16 protein-coding genes are annotated in these 16931 nt (G+C 68.6%); 12 read left to right on the forward strand and 4 right to left on the reverse strand.

All coding sequences use genetic code 11. The features are described 5' to 3' along the window. Window positions 1-7 precede the first annotated feature (7 nt). On the forward strand, window positions 8-958 hold the full coding sequence (locus SROT_RS04140; RefSeq protein ID WP_013137755.1) for a 4-(cytidine 5'-diphospho)-2-C-methyl-D-erythritol kinase: 951 nt from the start codon (window positions 8-10) through the stop codon (window positions 956-958). A gap of 9 nt (window positions 959-967) precedes the next feature. Here SROT_RS04140 and SROT_RS04145 read toward each other — a convergent pair whose 3' ends face one another. After that, a complete protein-coding gene (locus SROT_RS04145) occupies window positions 968-1564 on the reverse strand; it encodes a peptide deformylase (protein WP_013137756.1) in 597 nt (198 codons plus the stop codon). 134 nt (window positions 1565-1698) lie between these two features. Between SROT_RS04145 and SROT_RS04150 the strand changes: the two genes are divergently transcribed. From SROT_RS04150 to SROT_RS04170, 5 genes are all read left to right on the forward strand, one after another. Next, window positions 1699-2022, forward strand: a complete 324-nt coding sequence (locus SROT_RS04150; RefSeq protein ID WP_013137757.1) for a DUF3263 domain-containing protein — start codon at window positions 1699-1701, stop codon at window positions 2020-2022. 36 nt (window positions 2023-2058) lie between these two features. Beyond that, the gene (locus SROT_RS04155; protein ID WP_041406915.1) at window positions 2059-2562 is read left to right on the forward strand and encodes a LytR C-terminal domain-containing protein; all 504 of its coding nucleotides are present in this window, start codon (window positions 2059-2061) and stop codon (window positions 2560-2562) included. A gap of 97 nt (window positions 2563-2659) precedes the next feature. Beyond that, window positions 2660-3409, forward strand: coding sequence for a superoxide dismutase[Cu-Zn] (gene sodC, locus SROT_RS04160; protein WP_013137759.1), 750 nt, complete (start codon window positions 2660-2662; stop codon window positions 3407-3409). Next, window positions 3393-4559, forward strand: a complete 1167-nt coding sequence (locus SROT_RS04165) for a glutamate--cysteine ligase (protein WP_013137760.1) — start codon at window positions 3393-3395, stop codon at window positions 4557-4559. The genes sodC and SROT_RS04165 overlap by 17 nt, the downstream gene beginning before the upstream one ends. Window positions 4560-4663: 104 nt before the next feature. Further along, on the forward strand, window positions 4664-5419 hold the full coding sequence (locus tag SROT_RS04170; protein ID WP_041407648.1) for an isocitrate lyase/PEP mutase family protein: 756 nt from the start codon (window positions 4664-4666) through the stop codon (window positions 5417-5419). 61 nt (window positions 5420-5480) lie between these two features. Here SROT_RS04170 and SROT_RS04175 read toward each other — a convergent pair whose 3' ends face one another. Next, window positions 5481-5852 carry a hypothetical protein gene (locus tag SROT_RS04175; RefSeq protein WP_013137762.1) on the reverse strand — a complete coding sequence of 124 codons (372 nt, stop codon included), beginning with the start codon at window positions 5850-5852 and terminating at the stop codon, window positions 5481-5483. A gap of 159 nt (window positions 5853-6011) precedes the next feature. Further along, on the reverse strand, window positions 6012-7589 hold the full coding sequence (gene guaA / locus SROT_RS04180; RefSeq protein ID WP_013137763.1) for a glutamine-hydrolyzing GMP synthase: 1578 nt from the start codon (window positions 7587-7589) through the stop codon (window positions 6012-6014). 57 nt (window positions 7590-7646) lie between these two features. Here guaA and rlmN point away from each other — a divergent pair, with 57 nt between their 5' ends. Beyond that, the gene (rlmN, locus tag SROT_RS04185) at window positions 7647-8753 is read left to right on the forward strand and encodes a dual-specificity RNA methyltransferase RlmN (protein WP_013137764.1); all 1107 of its coding nucleotides are present in this window, start codon (window positions 7647-7649) and stop codon (window positions 8751-8753) included. 207 nt (window positions 8754-8960) lie between these two features. Further along, on the forward strand, window positions 8961-9923 hold the full coding sequence (locus SROT_RS04190; protein WP_013137765.1) for an alpha/beta hydrolase: 963 nt from the start codon (window positions 8961-8963) through the stop codon (window positions 9921-9923). Between the two features lie 54 nt (window positions 9924-9977). On the opposite strand, the gene SROT_RS04195 is transcribed toward SROT_RS04190, so the two are convergent. Further along, window positions 9978-10967, reverse strand: coding sequence for an Rv1157c family protein (locus tag SROT_RS04195; protein WP_013137766.1), 990 nt, complete (start codon window positions 10965-10967; stop codon window positions 9978-9980). A gap of 232 nt (window positions 10968-11199) precedes the next feature. On the opposite strand from SROT_RS04195, the gene SROT_RS04200 reads away from it, so the two are divergent. From SROT_RS04200 to SROT_RS04215, 4 genes are all read left to right on the forward strand, one after another. Further along, entirely contained in the window at window positions 11200-12912 is a 1713-nt protein-coding gene (locus SROT_RS04200) for an ABC transporter family substrate-binding protein (RefSeq protein WP_013137767.1), read from the forward strand. A 121-nt stretch (window positions 12913-13033) separates the two neighbouring features. Beyond that, window positions 13034-13987, forward strand: a complete 954-nt coding sequence (mshB, locus tag SROT_RS04205) for an N-acetyl-1-D-myo-inositol-2-amino-2-deoxy-alpha-D-glucopyranoside deacetylase (protein WP_013137768.1) — start codon at window positions 13034-13036, stop codon at window positions 13985-13987. Further along, window positions 13980-14366 (forward strand): hypothetical protein, encoded by a 387-nt coding sequence (locus tag SROT_RS04210; protein WP_013137769.1) that lies wholly within the window; start codon window positions 13980-13982, stop codon window positions 14364-14366. The genes mshB and SROT_RS04210 overlap by 8 nt, the downstream gene beginning before the upstream one ends. A gap of 29 nt (window positions 14367-14395) precedes the next feature. Beyond that, window positions 14396-16921, forward strand: a complete 2526-nt coding sequence (locus SROT_RS04215) for a bifunctional FO biosynthesis protein CofGH (protein WP_013137770.1) — start codon at window positions 14396-14398, stop codon at window positions 16919-16921. Window positions 16922-16931 lie beyond the last annotated feature (10 nt).

Here is a 16931-nt window from a genome sequence, read left to right on the forward strand (position 1 = left end):
CTATCCAATGCGGCTGGCTACTGTTGCATGTGTGTCTGTGATTCCCGCCCGGTCAGTCGTGGTGCGCGCGCCGGGGAAAGTGAACCTCTATCTCGAGGTGGGAGATGTGCGGGAGGACGGCTACCACGAGCTCAACACGATTTTCCAATCTGTGTCGCTCGTTGACGAGGTGACCCTCGCCGAGCATCACGAGCTGCAGGTGCGCCTGCGCGGCGGCAACGGGCACAGCGCTGGCGCGGATTCGGTGCCCACCGGCCAGCGCAACTTGGCGTGGCAGGCGGCTGAGCTTTTGGCCGAGCGTCTGGGGAGGGAGCCGAACGTGGACATCGGCATCCTGAAGTCGATTCCGGTCGCCGGGGGCATGGCGGGGGGCAGCACGGACGCCGCCGCCGTGCTTGTGGGCCTCGCCGCGTTGTGGGGGGAGGAGATCGAGCGGGACGAACTGCTCGAACTCGCCGCCGAATTGGGCAGCGACGTGCCGTTCTGCGTGTACGGCGGCACGGCGGTCGGGGGCGGCAGGGGAGAATTGCTCACCTCCGCCCTCGCCCGCGCCACGCTGCACTGGGTGCTCGCGTTCTCGACGCAAGGGCTCTCCACGCCTGCGGTGTACCGCGAGCTGGACCGGCTCCGCGCGGCGGGCACGCAGCCCAAGAGCACGGATTGCGACGAGCTCCTGCGCGCGCTCGCCTTCGGCGATGTGGCGCAGATCGCGGGACTGTTGCACAACGATCTGCAACCGGCGGCGTTGGCGCTCAGGCCCGACCTGCGTCGGACGTTGTCGGCGGGCCAGGAGGCCGGGGCGTTGGCGGGGATCATCGCCGGGTCCGGCCCGACCTGCATGTTCCTGGCGGAAAGCGCGCACCATGCGGTGGACGTCGCGGCGCAGCTCGCGGGCGCCGGGGTCTGCCAATCGGTGCGCGTGGCCCACGGCCCGGTGAAGGGCGCGCGGGTCGTCTGAGGCGCGGGCTCAGTGTCCGAACGGGTCCGCGTCCACGCCCGGGGTCCACGACAGGCCGGGGACTCCCCAACCCTGTTTCTTCACCGCTTTCTTCGCCGCTCGGGCCCAGCGGCCCACCAGCATGTCCACGTACAGCTTCCCGTCAAGGTGCCCGACTTCGTGCTGGAGCATCCGGGCGAAGAGGCCTTCGCCTTCGATCTCAACAGGCTTGCCGGTCCGGTCCACGCCGGTCGCTTTGGCCCAGACCGCCCGGCCGGTGGGGAAGCGCAGGCCGGGGACGGAAAGACAACCTTCCTCGTCCTCGTCCTCGTCCGGCATGCCTTCGGGGAGCGCGCTGGTCTGCAACACCGGGTTGATGATTTCGCCTTTGCGGCTCACCCGTTTCCCGGAGGTGTCGTCCGGGCAGTCGTAGACGAACAATCGCAAACCGACGCCGATTTGCGTCGCGGCGAGCCCCACCCCGTGGGAGGCCTTGAGCGTGTCGTACATGTCTTCAAGCAGAGACACCACCTCGGGCGGGGCCGCGCCTTCTGCGGTCAGTCGCACGAGCTCGGTCGGCCGGTGCAGCACCGGGTCCCCTGTGATCCGAATCGGAAGTACTGTCATGGCCGACGAGCCTACCTCGTGCGACGGCTCGCCCGGCGATTTCCTCCGCCGGGTTCCGATCACATTTTTCCGCCCGCCGTCTCGTCCACGCGCCTCCGTGAAAATGTCTGCCACCCGTGTTTCACTGAATCACGATGTCCAGTTCAGAGCGCGCCCTGCCCGATCTTCCCGCTTCCGCCCAAGAGCTCGTCAGCGATGAGGGATTGTCCCGCCGCGAGCGGGAGGTCCTCGCGTTCGAGCGGCAATGGTGGAAGCACGCAGGTTCGAAAGAGGCCGCCGTCCGGGAGCTGTTCGGCATGTCCGCGACGCGTTACTACCAGTTCCTCAACGCGCTCATCGACCGGCCCGAGGCGCTGCGCGCGGACCCGTTGCTCGTCAAGCGGCTGCGCCGGTTGCGGGCCGCGCGCTCGAAGGCCAGGGTCGCGCGACGGCTCGGCGTCTACGACCTCGACCGCTGATCTTGACTTCGAGGAACAGGCGGTAGACTTGCCCCGGTGTTAGATCGATTGGCGAGATGGGGCCTCCCGTTGCGGGCGGTTGCGATGGTCCTTTTCTCCATGTCTTTGGTTTTTTTCTTGCTGGGTGTGCGCAGCGCCGCGAACAGCGGCCCCCATGTGGACCCTTTGCAAGCCGCGTCGGACAAGGCGGCGCAGGCCGCCGCCGAGGCTTCCGCGCAGCAGGCCCCGGCCTCGGCCCGGGCTGAGCCGCCGCCTGGGAAAGTCTGCGTGTACAGCTACAGCCCCACGCATAAGAACTGGGCGAGCAGTGTGACGGCGGCGTTGCAGGGCAAGGGGCTCGACGCGGAGGTCGCCGACGGATACAGCCCGGGAAAGGTCGACGGGTCGGTCGTGTATTACAAGGACGCCTATCAGAACCAGGCGCAGAAGGTGGCCGAAGCGTCCGGGTTGAGCCCCGAGCCGAAGATCGCGCCGTTGCCGAGCAGCGTGGATTTGGGCGCGGCGTGCAAAGGCGAGCTCGCGCTCATCCTGTCGGAATGACGGACTGCGGGGAAATCTTCGGCCAGAGGCTCGTGCGGAACGAGAGGGCAGTAGGCTGAGGGAGCCAGCCACGGCCGAAACATTGAGGAGGCATTCGATGTCGCACGTTGACAGCAAGCGCAAGGCGTCGCATGGCGACAGCACGGGCGTCGTCCGGGCCGCTCTGGCCTTTGCCGCGTTGGCCGCATTGGCGGGTTGCACCAACAGCGAGCAGGACTCTGTGGTCGGCGGGCCGGGGGCCACGCCGAAATCCGGCGCCGCCCACCCTGGGCACGTCGGCGCGTCCGCCGAGCCTGGCGCGTCCTCGGCGGCCAAGGGCAACGGCGGCTCCGAACACGCGTCCGCGGAGCTCAAGAACGCGCAGGGAGCCGACGCGGGAACAGTCGATTTCACGCAGAACGGCGGCAAAGTCGTCATCAAGATCGACGTGAAAGGCCTCACGCCCGGTTTCCACGCCGTGCACATCCACGCCGTCGGCAAATGCGAGCCGCAGTCCACTGCCCCGGGCGGACAGGGGGCCCCAGGCGCGTTCCTCTCCGCAGGGGGCCACTACCAAGCGCCGGGGCACACCGGCATGCCGATGAGCGGCGATTTGACCAACCTGCTCGTCATGAAAGACGGCACGGGGAAACTGACGCTGGAAACGGACGCTTTCCAGCTGTCCCAACTGGACTCCGGCGCCGGGACTTCGATCATCGTCCACGACAAGGCCAGCAACTTCGGGAACATCCCCGCCGACCGTTACAAGTCCGCTCAAGAGGGCGGGCCGGTCCCCGACGAGACGACGATGAAAACAGAGGACGCAGGCGGCCGCGCCGTCTGCGGGGTCATTGCTCCAACAGCCTGACCCGGCGCGGGGGCGCTGCCCGGTCCCCTTCGCGTCCAGCGCTGCGAACACCATCGGCGTGGAGTGGGAGTTCGCGTTGGTGCATCAGGACACCAAGGACTTGGTGAACTGCGCCAGCGCGGTGATCGACGAGGTCACCGTCATCAGCGACGGCGTGAACCCGAAGGTGCACCGAGAATTCCTGCGCAACACCGTGGAAGCGGTCACCGGGGTGTGCCGGACTGTGGGTGAGGCCATGGAGGACATCCGTGAGACTGTCGCTGTGCTGCACAAGGCGGCCCGCGCCCAGCACGCCGAGCTGTTCGCCGCAGGCACCCACCCGTTCGCGCAGTGGTCCGCGCAGCAATGGACCGACGCCCCGCGCTACCACGAACTGATGAACCGAACCCAATGGTGGGGGCGGCAGATGCTCATCTGGGGCGTGCACGTCCACGTCGGGGTCGACCGGCGTGAAAAGGTGCTGCCGATCTTGAGCTCGCTGCTCAACCATTACCCGCATCTGCTCGCCCTTTCCGCGTCGTCGCCGCTGTGGTCTGGTGTGGACACCGGGTACGCGAGCAACCGGGCGATGATGTTCCAGCAACTCCCCACAGCTGGGCTGCCCTTCCAGTTCGCCGAGTGGCGCGAGTTCGAAGAATTCGTCTTCGACCAGACCAAAACCGGCATCATCGAGCATGTCAACGAGATCCGCTGGGACATCCGCCCTGCTCCGTCGCACGGCACCATCGAGGTGCGGATTTGCGACGGCGTGAGCACGGTGCGCGAGCTTTCTGCGCTGACCGCGCTCATCTCCTGCCTGGTCGCGGACCTCTCCGAGCGGCTCGACCGAGGCGAGGCGTTGCCGTCGATGCCGCCGTGGCACGTCCAGGAGAACAAGTGGCGGGCGGCCCGCTACGGGCTCGACGCCATCGTGATCGTGGACGAACAGAGCAACGAGCGACTGGTCACCGAGGATTTGTCGGACCTGCTCGAACGCCTGCAGCCGCAAGCGCGCAAGCTCGACTGCGCCGAAGAGCTCGCATTGGTGGAACAGATCCCGGTGCTCGGAGGGTCCTATCAGCGTCAACGGCGTGTCGCTGAACGCTCCGGCGGGGATATGCGCGCGGTGGTCGGGGCGGTGGTCGACGAACTCCAGGCAGGCGTCGTGTGAGCGACACGGAACAGGCCCGCGGGCGACTGCTGGACCGGCGCCATTAGGATGGTCCCGCGCGTGGACGCCGCGCGCCCCTTGACTAGGAGGTAGTTTTGGCTTCGTTGCTGGACATTTCCGCGAAAACCGCGGCCTTTCGAAAGCTGCACGTCCCCGGCGATCCCGTGATCGCTCCGACAGTGTGGGACGCTTGGTCGGCGCGGATCGCAGAGAGCCTCGGCTTTCAGGCGTTGACGATTGGCAGCCACCCGGTCGCCGATTCGGTCGGCAAGCCGGACGGCGAGGGGATGAAGTACCAGGAGCTCGTTTATCGGGCCAAGGAGATCGCCCGCTCGGTGCAGATCCCCGTCTCCTTGGACGTCGAGTCCGGGTACGGCCTTTCCGGCGGGGAGATCATCGACGGCATCTTGACCGCCGGTGTCGCCGGTTTGAACATCGAGGACACCGTGCACAGCGACGAGGGCCGCTTGCGCAGCCCTGAGGAGCACGCCGACTTGATCCGCGACATCCGCGAGCAGTCCAACGCCCTGGGCCTTCGATTCGTGATCAACGCCCGCACGGACCTCTTCCTGCGCCAAGACGGCGCCGAGGAGGACCGCGTGGACCGCGCTGTCGCCCGCCTGAAGCTGTGCGCCCAGGCCGGGGCGGACTCGTTGTACCCGGTGGGCTTCCACAGCCCCGAACTGCTCAAGCGGCTCGTTGACGAACTGCCGCTCCCGGTGAACGCCATTGCCCGCCCGGAACAAGACAACCTCGCCGAGCTCAAAAAGATCGGCGTCGGCCGGATCAGCTTCGGCCCGTTCTTGCAAGGCCAGCTCGTCGATCCGTTGAAGTCTGTCCTCGAGCCCTGGAAACCCTGACCTGAGCCGAGAGAAGAAGGGACCCTCCATTTCCTGGAGGGTCCCTTCTTCGTCGCGCCGCTCACGCCGGGTCGCAGCGGGACCAGGCTATGTATTGGAACGGCGGGGTGGTCGGGTGGTCGTCCCGCGCCTTGCGGTCGGCGTCGGCGTAGTCCTCCGCCCAGACGTACACCGTGATCGCGTCGGCGAGCGGATGCGTCCAATGCCCAATGCCGAGCCTGCAGATGAAGCGTTGCAGCGGGCCGTCGCCGTTGTCGTCTGTGGGGGGCCCGGCCTCGTCGTCCGAGTCGTCAAAGTCGGAGTCGTGCGGGTCGTCGGCGTGCGCGGGCAGGGGAGCCGCTGTTGCGACCGCGGCGTTGGCCACGCCGGAGACTGCCCCTGCGCCGAAAGCTATGGCGCAGGCGAGCACGCCCAGCGCGGATCGGATGTTCATCTTCGTTCGCTCCTTCCCTGTCCGGGGTCTGTGCCCCTCGCTGCGGTTCTTTCTAGCATGTTTTGCTGGGAAGCCGCTGTCAGATTCTTTGGTCTTCCGCCCGCCGGGGGAGCGTGCCGCGGTTGGACTGCTGCGTCTTGCGCAGCACGTCCGTGGGGCCTATTCCCACTCGATGGTGCCCGGCGGCTTGCTCGTGATGTCGAGGACGACGCGGTTGATCCCGGCGACCTCCCCGGTGATGCGGTTCGAGATCCGCTCCAATGCCTCATAGGGCACCCGCGCCCAGTCGGCGGTCATCGCGTCTTCGCTGGTCACCGGGCGCAGCACGACAGGGTGGCCGTAGGTGCGCCCGTCGCCTTGCACCCCGACGCTGCGCACACCGGGCAGCAGCACGACCGGGCACTGCCAGATCCCGATCTGCGGGCCGAGGACGGCGAGCTCTTCGCGCACGATCGAGTCCGCTGCGCGCAGGGTGGCGAGCCGGTCCTCGGTCACCTCCCCGATGATTCGCACGGCGAGGCCGGGGCCGGGGAACGGTTCGCGGGCGACAATGACCTCCGGCAGGCCGAGTTCGCGGCCCACCGCGCGCACCTCGTCTTTGAAGAGGAGCCGCAGCGGCTCGACCAGGTCGAATTTGAGGTCTTCGGGCAATCCTCCGACGTTGTGGTGGCTTTTGATGACCGCGGCGCCGCTGCCGCCGCCGGACTCGACCACATCGGGGTACAGCGTGCCCTGGACGAGGAAAGCGACCTCGCCGGGGGAACGTTCCGCCGCCTCGGCCACGGCGGACTCGAAGCTCGTGATGAACTCCCGTCCGATGATTTTGCGCTTTGCCTCCGGGTCTTCGGTCCCGGCCAGCGCCGTGAGGAACTGGTCGCGCGCGTCCACCGTGATGAGTTCCGCGCCGGTGGCGGCGGTGAAATCGCGCTCGACCTGTTCGCGCTCCCCGGCGCGAAGGAGCCCATGGTCGACGAAGACGCAGGTGAGGCGGTCGCCGATGGCGCGGGCGACCACTGCTGCCGCGACGGCGGAATCCACCCCGCCGGAGAGGCCGCAGATCGCGCGCCCTTCAGGGCCGACTTGTTCGCGCACGGCTTCGATCAGGCTTTCCGCGATGTGCGCGGGGGTCCAGGCCGCGGGAATGCCCGCGACCTCGTGCAAGAAGCGCTCGATGGCGGCCTGCCCGTGCGGGGAATGGCGAACTTCGGGGTGGTATTGCACGCCGACGAGCTTGCGTTCGAGGTGCTCGAAGGCCGCCACCGGAGCCCCTGGGCTGCGCGCGGTGACGGTGAAGCCGTCCGGGGCCTCGGTCACCGAGTCGCCGTGGCTCATCCACACCGGATGCGCCTGGGGGGTTCCGGCGTGCAGAGCCCCGCCATCCCCGGTCAGCTGAAGTTCGGTGCGGCCGTATTCCCGCACGTTCGTCTGGGAAACTGCGCCGCCGAGCGCGCGGGCCATCGCTTGGAACCCGTAGCAGATCCCCATGACCGGCACCCCGAGTTCGAACAGGGCGGGGTCCGCGGCAGGAGCGCCGGGGTCGTAGACGCTCGACGGCCCGCCGGACAAGATGATCGCCACTGGGTTGCGCTCTCGGATCGCCGCGATCGGCGTCGAGTGCGCGAGCACCTCGGAATAGATCCGCGCTTCGCGCACCCGACGGGCGATGAGCTGTGCGTATTGCGCCCCGAAGTCGATGACGAGCACGGGACGGTCGGGCACTTCGAGGTCGTTGGCCATGAGCGAATCCTAGTTGAGCTGGAACTTGGGCGCGGTTGCGGGCATAATCGCCTGGTCATGACTTCCCTCCCGCTTGTGTTCGACGCGCCGAAGCGCGCGATGCCGCCGCGCCATCTCGCCGACCTCTCTGCTGGCGAGCTGCGCGACGCGGTCGCCGGTTTGGGGGAGAAGCCCTTTCGCGCCGGGCAGCTGGCACGGCACTATTACACGAGGCTCACGGTCGATCCCGAGGCGATGACCGACGTCCCGGCGGCGAGCCGGGGCGCGTTGGCCGAGGCGTTTTTGCCGGACCTGGTCACGCCCGCGCGAACGATGGGCTGCGACCGGGGGGAGACGGTGAAGACCCTGTGGCGCCTGCACGACGGGTCGCTGGTGGAGAGCGTGCTCATGGCCTACGCGGACCGGGTCACGTTGTGCGTGTCGAGCCAAGCCGGCTGCGGCATGGCTTGCCCGTTCTGCGCCACCGGGCAGGGCGGGCTCACCCGCAACCTCTCCACCGCGGAAATCGTGGAGCAAGTGCGTCTCGCCGCGCTCGCCGCGCGGGACGGGAAGCTCGCAGGCGGAGCCAGGCACCTCTCCAACATCGTCTTCATGGGGATGGGGGAGCCGCTCGCGAACTATCGGCGGGTGCTCGACGCCGTGCGGCGGATCACAAGCCCCGCCCCGGAGGGCTTCGGCATTTCGCAGCGTTCGGTGGTCGTCTCCACGGTCGGCCTGGTGCCCGCGATCCACCGCCTCGCGAACGAGGGCCTGTCGGTCACGCTCGCGGTCTCGTTGCACGCCCCCGACGACGAGCTGCGCGACACGCTCGTCCCGGTGAACACGCGCTGGCCAGTGGCCGAAGTGCTCGCGGCGGCGAAAGGCTACGCGCAACAGACCGGGCGGCGGGTGTCGGTGGAATACGCCCTGATCCGCGACGTGAACGACCAGCCGTGGCGCGCGGACCTGCTCGGCGGGCTGTTGCATGAGGCGCTCGGCTCCCTCGCGCATGTGAACCTGATCCCGCTGAACCCGACCCCGGGCAGCGAGTGGGACGCCAGCCCGCCCGAGGCGCAGCGCGAGTTCGTGCGCCGCGTGCGCGCGAAGGGCGTCTCCTGCACGGTCCGCGACACCCGAGGCCAGGAGATCGCCGCCGCCTGCGGGCAGTTGGCCGGGTCGTCGTGAGATTTTCCCGGGCCGACCCCCACGCGGTTTTCTGAGTCCCCAAAACTTGCACCGTGCTGTCCAGCCTGTTCGTCGAAACGGCCCGGTGCAGCCCGGGGCGATACGGCGCGCGAATAAATTCGTTTGACGAAACTAATATCGCGCTATGATCTCCTGAGCCTCAAAGACGAGGCAGTGGACACATGCGAAGAAATGGACGAAGAAACGATGAGCACGCCGCACACGGCCAAGAATGCCTGGAAGAGATTGTTCGCATTGGCCGCCAGCGCGAGCGCCTTGCTCGGCGCGCTCGCGCCCGCCGCGCAGGCCGCGCCGAGCGCGAACGGCCCGCGCATCACAAACCAAGAGCACGTCGCGGACAACTGGTGGAAGATCACCGTTTACTCGCCGTCGATGGACAAAGAGATCGTCAACGACGTCTCGCGCGCCCCCGGCGCGTCCGCCCCCACGTTCTACCTGTTGCAGGGGACTGAAGGCGGGCAGGACGGCAGGTCGTGGTTCGACCTCACCGCAGCGCCCGAGTTCTTCAAGGGCAAACGGGTGAACGTCATCGCCCCCATCGGCGACCCCGGCAGCATGTACACCGATTGGGACCAGGACGATCCGGTCCTCGGCCGGGTGCGGTGGCAGACGTATCTCACGCGCGAGCTGCCCGCCGCGCTCGGCAAGCAGTTCGGGGAGAGCGCCAAGCACGCGGTCGGCGGCGTCTCGATCAGCGGGGCCCCCGCCCTTGACCTCATGGCGCAGGACCCGAAGTTCTTCGCGGCAGCCGCCTCGTACAGCGGCTGCCCGATCACCAGCGGCGCGCGTGAGTGGGAGACGGCTTCACTGGTGCGCTACGCGGGCGGCGGGGACCCCGCCAACATGTGGTCGGGGGACGAATGGGCCGAGCACGACCCTTCCTTGAACCTGCCCAAGCTCAAAGGCAAGCCGATCTACTTGGGCGCGTCGAGCGGAGCCCCTGGGGAGGACCAGGGCGCTGTCGGCAGCGGCTTCATCGAAGGGCTGGCGCAGCAGTGCACGGACGAGTTCGCGCAACAAGCTCGCGAGGCCGGGCTCAACCCGACCTACGACCGGCGCGAGCAGGGCGGCCACGACTGGGACTTCTTCGAGTCCGAGATGGAGGCTTCCTGGAGCCAGGTCATCGCCCCCGCCCTCGGGACGAAATGACCATTCGTCTGCCGGGCGTCCCGACCCGGCGACGGGCCAGGCGCGCTGTGCGGGTCAGATCTTGGACATGCCCACGGTCGGGGTGATGCTGCAGGAGCGGTCCTCGCCATCGGCCGCTTTGGAGGTCACAGTGCCGAAGACCGTGGACAGGACGCGGCCTTTGCCGGTCGGGATGATCGCGGTGAACGTGGCGGGCCCGGTGGTGGCGTTGATGGCGGGGTTCGGGAGCAGCCTCGCTTGGCCCTTCGCGCCGGTGTCCAGGTTGAACCAGTTCACCGACAGCGGGTGGGCGTCGTCGGCCACGGCTGCCCCGGTCCCCAACGCGGTGAAGACGTAGCCGGCTTCGCCCTCTTTCGGACCAGGCGCGGGGGCTTCCTGCGGGCCGGCCGCAACGAGGGCCTTGCCCATCGCGTTGCCGTCGCCGTCCGAGCCTTGGATGCAGTTCATGCCAATGGTGGGCAGCATGAATTCCTGGATCCTCGGCGCGGCGTCGTCCCCGCCGGGCAAGGAAGGCGATCCGGGGGCGACGTCTTGGCCGGGGCTCGGGGCGGGCGCGGCCGGAACGGCGCCTGGTTCCTGGTTGCGGAGCATGGAGGTGGCCCGGACCATCGCGCCTTGGTACTCCGAGGGCAGATGCGCTTGGCCGAGGACGCCTTGCATTTGCGAGAGCAATTGCTGCGTCTGGTCCGTGTCGCGCACGCCCGGCTCGGAGACGGCGCCGATCAGGGCGGGGATGTACGAGGTGGCGGCGCGGATCACCTGGGGGTCGATCGCCACCTGGTCGAGGTTCTGCGGGATGGCGGGCAAGGAGACGGGGGAGCCGGAGACAGCCATCGGCGCGTTCGGCGCGGGGGCGACCGGCGTGGTGTCGGGTTCGGCAGAGGCGGGGGAGAGCCCGACGAGCCCTGCGGCGAGCAGGACGCCCGCGATGGCTCGCGGCGCGCGCGAAAGCGGCGTCGGGTTCGTTCGCGCTCCGCCGCTCGCGGCGGCGCTCCTCAAAGAACCGGCCGCGATTTTCTGCGGAAGTGCGCGCTGCTGCGACATGGGGCGGATCTCCTGTGTTGTGACTGATGTGGCGTGCGTGACGTTCGCCCAGACGTTACCCACAACGTCGCCGCGCGCTGATATTTCTGGCTCGACCTGCGGTGACGTGATCCAATCGTGACGCATCTCGTGCGAAACGGTGACCGCGTGCGATACTGCATGGGGCCATATTGCAGAAAGACCGAGCACGAGCAGCACAAGTCGGCGGGGAGAGGAAGGGAGAGCGGCATTGATGCGGTGCGCACGACGGGTGTTCTCTGTCGGGCTCTCGCTCGTGCTCCTCGGCTCCGGGTGCTCCGGCTCCTTCGCCCCGCAACGTTCCTCCACCACCACGCAGAGCGCCGCGCCGCCTGGTCCGCGCTCTGTGATCGTCGCGGTGGACGGCGTCGGGGTCGGCGACGGCGGCTTCAACCCGCACCTCGTCGCCGATCTCTCCCAAGTGACCGCCGCTGTCGCGTCGCTGACGTTGCCGAGCCCCTTCCGGCCCGCCGCCGACCCGTCCGCCCCCGGCGGCGTCGCGTGGAACTTGGACCGCTCGTTCCTCGCCGCCGCCGACGTGGTGGGACATGCCCCGTTCACCGTTCGTTACCGTGTGCGCGGCGAGGCGCAATGGTCGGACGGGGCTCCGATCGCCGCTGAGGATTTCCAGTACCTCTGGCGGCAGATGACCACACAGCCCGGGGTCGCCGACGCCGGCGGATACGGGCTGATCGACGAGATCCGGTCCGGAGCTGGCGGCAAAGAGGTCACCGTCGTTTTCCGCGACGAGTACCCGCGCTGGAAAGAGTTGTTCGCCGACCTCCTGCCCGCCCACGTCGGGCGCGACGACCTCGGTGGTTTCCCCAGGGCTTTCCAGAACGGCATCACCGTGGCGGGCGCCAGCTTCCGCGTCGAGCACATGGACCGCAACAAAGAGGAAGTGGAACTGGTCCGCAATGACCGGTACTGGGACTCCCCGGCGTGGGCGGACAAGATCCTGCTGCGGCGGATGGGCTCGGGCACGCAGCTGGCGGCGGCGTTGCGCAACAAGGAGGCGCAGCTCGTCCTCGTGCACGGCAGCGCGTCCGTGCTCGCCCAGTTGCAGGCGGTCCCGCAAGTGCGGGCCGAGGTCAGGGCCGGGCAGGCCGCCTTGAGCCTCATCCTCAACGCCAGAGACGCGCGGTTGCGCGACCAAGAGGCCCGCCAAGCCCTGCTCGGGGTGCTCGACCAAGGCCTGCTCGCGCGCATCGGGGCGCAGGACGCGGTCGCCCTGCCCCCCGGCGGCGTCGATCCGCCGGAGCGCGTCCTGCCGGACCAGGCTCGGGAGAAGCTCGTGCAGCTGGGGTACGCCCCCCTGCCGGAAAGAACGCCCTCCGGCCCGGCTCCTGGCGCGCCGCTGATCCTCGGCAAGGACGGGCGCCCACTGGCAATGTCCATCGGCGTCGCGCAGAACGACGCGCGGGCGTTCGCCGTCGCCAGCACAGCCGCCGACCAATGGCGGTCGATCGGCGTGGCGGCCTCCGTTGTGCAGCTCGCGCCGGAAGAGCTGTACGGCGCGGCGTTGCGCGACAACAAAGTCCAGGCGATTGTGGGCTGGTCCGCGGCGGGCGGGGATCTCGCCACATCGCTGTACTCGCGCTACGCCTGCCCCGACAACCCCGGCGGGGCGTCATTGTCGGACCCGCAGGCCCCGGTCGATCCGGTCGGCCTCGGCGGGGTGCGCAACCTCGCAGGCGTGTGCGCGCCGGAACTGCAAACCGATTTCCTTCGGGCGCTGAGCGGCAAGTTCTCCGGTGCGGACTTGCAGGCTGAGGTGATCGCCCGTTTCACGCCGTTGGCCGTGGAGCTGCCGCTCATGCGGGACGCGGGTTTGTTCGCTGTCGGCCCTGGGATCAGCGGCGTCGCCTTCGGCGGGCCGTCCTCTGTGGGGCCGATGGCAGGAGCCGCCGGTTGGGAGCTGCATTGACCGAGACGCTGCTGGCCGCGACACCGCCGACCGAGACGCACAGGGGCGGAGGGCTTCGCCGCAATTCCCCGCCCGCCGACCTCAACGCCGCCGGGGCGGCCCGAACGAGCAGAGGACTTTGATGAACGACAACGACAGCCCGAGGGCGCTCTTCGTGTTCGCGCACCCCGACGACGAGACCATTCTCAGCGGCGGCACCATGGCCCGCCTCGCCGCAGAAGGAGCCCACGTCTCTCTCTTGACATGCACGCTTGGCGAGGAGGGCGAGGTCATCGCCCCCGAGTTGCGCGAGCTTGCCGCCGACCGGGCCGACCAGCTCGGCGGCTGGCGGATCGCGGAGCTGCGCTCGGCATTGGACCGGCTGGGGTCGCCGCGGGGCGCCCGGATCAGCCAACATTGGCTCGCCGGTCCGGGCAGATGGCGGGACTCGGGCATGGCCGCTGGGCGCAACACCCATCCGCGCGCGTTCATCGGGGGCGATTTCGGCGAGCAGGCCAGGGCGGCGGCGAAGACGATCCGAGAGGTGCGCCCGCACGTCGTGGTCACCCATGACCCCGAGGGCGGCTACGGGCACCGGGACCACATCTACGCCAACCGCCTCGTCGTGGAAGCGGTCAAGATCGCCGCCGCGGAGACGCACAGCGAGTTCGGCGCGCCCTGGCAGGTGAAGAAGTTGTATTGGACGGGCATTGGCGAATCGGCGTGGCGGCGCGCGATCAAAGAGCTCGGCCGGCGGGCGATCCCGGACGGCTTCGAGCTCGTGCACGCCGACGTGGCCAAGCCTCGGCGGGACGAGGAGATCACGACTGTCGTGGACATCGGCGATTACCGCGCCGCGAAGCTCGCGGCATTGGCCGCGCACGCCACACAAATCACCGTCTGCCACGAGCTCGCGGCGTTCGCCTTGTCCAACAAGGCGCTCACCCCAGTGCCTGCCGAAGAGCATTTCCTGCTAGTCCCGCTCCGCTTCGGCGCTGTCGACAACCAGGATCTCGACAACCGCAACCCGAACAGCCAGCCCCCGGCGGACCAGGCCCGCGAAGACCATCTGCTGACGGGGCTCGGGTTTGCCTGACAACGCTGCGCCTGGCGCCCGCGCGCTGCGGGTGTGGAACATGGTCTTGCTCGCCGCGCTCGTCGCGCTGTCCGCTTTCGCGGCCTTGACGGGCGCGTTCTTTCTGCCGTTGTGGTGCAACGGCATGCCTTGCCCGGTGTCCGCTCTGCTGTGCGGGGCGCTCAACGTCGTGATCATGCTGACCGCCACATGGGCTGTGCCGCGCGCGGGTTTGGTCCCGCTCCTGGTGTGGCTGCTTGTCTGTGTGGCCTGCTTGATGCCAGGTCCGAGGGGCGGGGGGAACATGCTCTCCGCGATTCCCGATTGGCGCGTTCCGTTCTATCTGGCGTTGGGGGCGTTGCCTGCCGCGCTGGCCCGGCGGCTCCTCAGGAGGGAATAACCCCGGCGCTGTCAGCGTAGTATCTCTTTGTGACTGCTTCTGCTTCCGCCATACGACGAGCACTACGCAGAGCTCGGGACGCTGTGACGCTCAACCAGGACGAAATCACAGCGCTCCTGCACGCCAGAGGGGAGGATCTCGACGACCTCGTGCGTTCTGCTGGCCGAGTCCGCGACGCCGGGCTGGCCGCCGAAGGCCGGGAGGGCGTCGTCACCTACTCGAAGAAGGTCTTCATCCCGCTGACCCGTCTTTGCCGGGACCGGTGCCATTACTGCACGTTCGCCACCAGCCCCGCGAAACTGCGCGAGGCGGGCCAGGGGTTGTATTTGGAGCCGGACGAGGTGCTCGCCATCGCCCGCCAGGGCGCGGGGCTCGGCTGCAAGGAGGCGCTGTTCACCCTCGGCGACCGTCCGGAGGACCGCTGGCCGCAGGCGCGGCAGTGGCTCGACGAGCGGGGCTATGATTCGACGCTCGCCTATGTGCGGGCCATGTCGGTCCGGGTCCTTGAGGAGACGGGCCTCTTGCCGCACCTGAACCCCGGCGTGATGAGCTGGGAGGAGATGTCCCGGCTCAAGCCCGTCGCGCCGTCGATGGGGATGATGCTGGAGACCTCCTCCCGCCGCCTGCACACCGAGAAGGGCGAGGCCCATTACGGCAGTCCGGACAAAGACCCCGAGGTCCGGCTCCAAGTCATCACCGACGCGGGACGGTTGAACATCCCGTTCACCACCGGCCTTTTGATCGGGATCGGCGAGTCGCTGGCCGAGCGCGCGCAGAGCATCTTGGACCTGCGCAGGCTCTCGAAGGCATACGGCCATGTCCAAGAGGTGATCGTGCAGAACTTCCGCGCGAAACCAGACACCGCGATGCGCTCCTCCCCGGACGCGGAGTTCGAGGAATTCCTCGCCGCGGTCGCCACCACGCGCGTGGTGCTCGGCCCCTCTGCCCGTGTCCAAGCGCCGCCGAACCTCGTCTCGCCGGGGGAGTGCCTGCGCCTGCTCGCCGCGGGTGTGGACGACTGGGGCGGCGTTTCCCCGCTCACCCCGGACCACGTCAACCCCGAACGGCCGTGGCCGCAACTGGACACGCTCGCAGCGGTCACCGGGGAAGCGGGCTTCCGGCTGGCCGAGCGGCTCACCGCGCACCCGAAGTACCTGTTGGCCCCTGCGGCGTGGATCGACCCGAGGCTGATCCCGCACATCCGGGCGCTCATGAATCCTCAGACCGGGCTCGCGGACGAGGACGCGAAACCTGTTGGCCTGCCGTGGCAGGAGCCGGACCCGGATTGGGACTCCAGCGGGCGCACCGACCTGCACGAAGGAATCGACCAGAGCGGGCGCAACACCGAGCACCGCAGCGACATGCACCAGGCCTTCGGCGACTGGGAGACAGTGCGCGAGAACGCCCGAGCGCTCGCGGCGGAGCCCGAGCGGCTTGAGACCGACGTGCTCGCGGCGCTCAAGCAGGCCGAACGAGACCCCCGAGCGCTCACCGACGGGCAGTGCCTCGCGCTCGCGACCGCCGACGGCCCCGGCCTGGACGCCCTTGCCTCCCTCGCCGACGGCTTGCGCCGCGAGGCAGTCGGCGACGACGTCACGTACATCGTCAACCGGAACATCAATTTCACGAATATCTGCTACACCGGTTGCCGGTTCTGCGCCTTCGCGCAGCGCAAAGGCGACGCGGACGCCTTCACCTTGTCCCTCGGCGAGGTCGGCGACCGCGCCTGGGAGGCGCATGTGCTCGGCGCGACCGAGGTCTGCATGCAGGGCGGCATCGACCCGGAGCTGCCCGCGAGCGGCTATCTCGATTTGGTGAAGGCGGTCAAGGCCAGGGTGCCGTCGATGCATGTCCACGCCTTCTCGCCGATGGAGATCGTCAACGGGGCCGCCCGCGCGGGCGTCTCGTTGCGGGAATGGCTGATCGCCCTGAAAGAGGCCGGTTTGGGGACGATCCCCGGCACTGCCGCGGAAATCCTTGACGACGAGGTGCGTTGGGTGCTCACCAAAGGGAAGCTTCCGACCAAGACATGGGTCGACGTCGTCACGACCGCGCACGAGGTCGGCGTCCGGTCCAGCTCCACGATGATGTACGGGCACGTCGACGCCCCCCGGCACTGGGTCACGCACTTGCGGGTGCTGCAAAAGATCCAGGACCGCACCGGCGGGTTCACCGAATTCGTGCCTCTGCCGTTCGTCCATCAGAGCGCGCCTTTGTACCTCGCCGGAGCCGCGCGGCCCGGCCCCACCAAGCGGGACAACCGGGCTGTGCACGCGCTCGCCAGGGTGATGCTGCACGGCCGGATCGACAACATCCAGGTGAGCTGGGTGAAACTTGGCACGTCGGGTGCGCAGGCGATGCTCCAAGGCGGCGCGAACGACCTCGGCGGCACGCTGATGGAGGAGACGATCTCGCGCATGGCCGGTTCCCAGCACGGCTCCGCGAAGACCATCGCGGAGCTGCGGGGCATCGCCGAAGGGATCGGCAGGCCGATCCGCCAACGCGGAACGCTCTACGAAACTCCCCGGTCCGTGCCGCTCGTCCCATTGGTCTGACGACCGTCCC

It is taken from the genome of Segniliparus rotundus DSM 44985, assembly GCF_000092825.1.
GTDB lineage: Bacteria > Actinomycetota > Actinomycetes > Mycobacteriales > Mycobacteriaceae > Segniliparus > Segniliparus rotundus.

Excerpts from the sequence above, each read along its gene's own strand:
- SROT_RS04195 (WP_013137766.1), bottom strand. The coding sequence starts at position 10,967 with ATGTCGCAGCAGCGCGCACTTCCGCAGAAAATCGCGGCCGGTTCTTTG.
- sodC (WP_013137759.1), top strand. The coding sequence starts at position 2,660 with ATGTCGCACGTTGACAGCAAGCGCAAGGCGTCGCATGGCGACAGCACG.
- SROT_RS04145 (WP_013137756.1), bottom strand. The coding sequence starts at position 1,564 with ATGACAGTACTTCCGATTCGGATCACAGGGGACCCGGTGCTGCACCGG.
- mshB (WP_013137768.1), top strand. The coding sequence starts at position 13,034 with ATGAACGACAACGACAGCCCGAGGGCGCTCTTCGTGTTCGCGCACCCC.
- SROT_RS04175 (WP_013137762.1), bottom strand. The coding sequence starts at position 5,852 with ATGAACATCCGATCCGCGCTGGGCGTGCTCGCCTGCGCCATAGCTTTC.
- SROT_RS04140 (WP_013137755.1), top strand. The coding sequence starts at position 8 with ATGCGGCTGGCTACTGTTGCATGTGTGTCTGTGATTCCCGCCCGGTCA.
- SROT_RS04150 (WP_013137757.1), top strand. The coding sequence starts at position 1,699 with ATGTCCAGTTCAGAGCGCGCCCTGCCCGATCTTCCCGCTTCCGCCCAA.
- SROT_RS04200 (WP_013137767.1), top strand. The coding sequence starts at position 11,200 with ATGCGGTGCGCACGACGGGTGTTCTCTGTCGGGCTCTCGCTCGTGCTC.
- rlmN (WP_013137764.1), top strand. The coding sequence starts at position 7,647 with ATGACTTCCCTCCCGCTTGTGTTCGACGCGCCGAAGCGCGCGATGCCG.
- guaA (WP_013137763.1), bottom strand. The coding sequence starts at position 7,589 with ATGGCCAACGACCTCGAAGTGCCCGACCGTCCCGTGCTCGTCATCGAC.
- SROT_RS04190 (WP_013137765.1), top strand. The coding sequence starts at position 8,961 with ATGAGCACGCCGCACACGGCCAAGAATGCCTGGAAGAGATTGTTCGCA.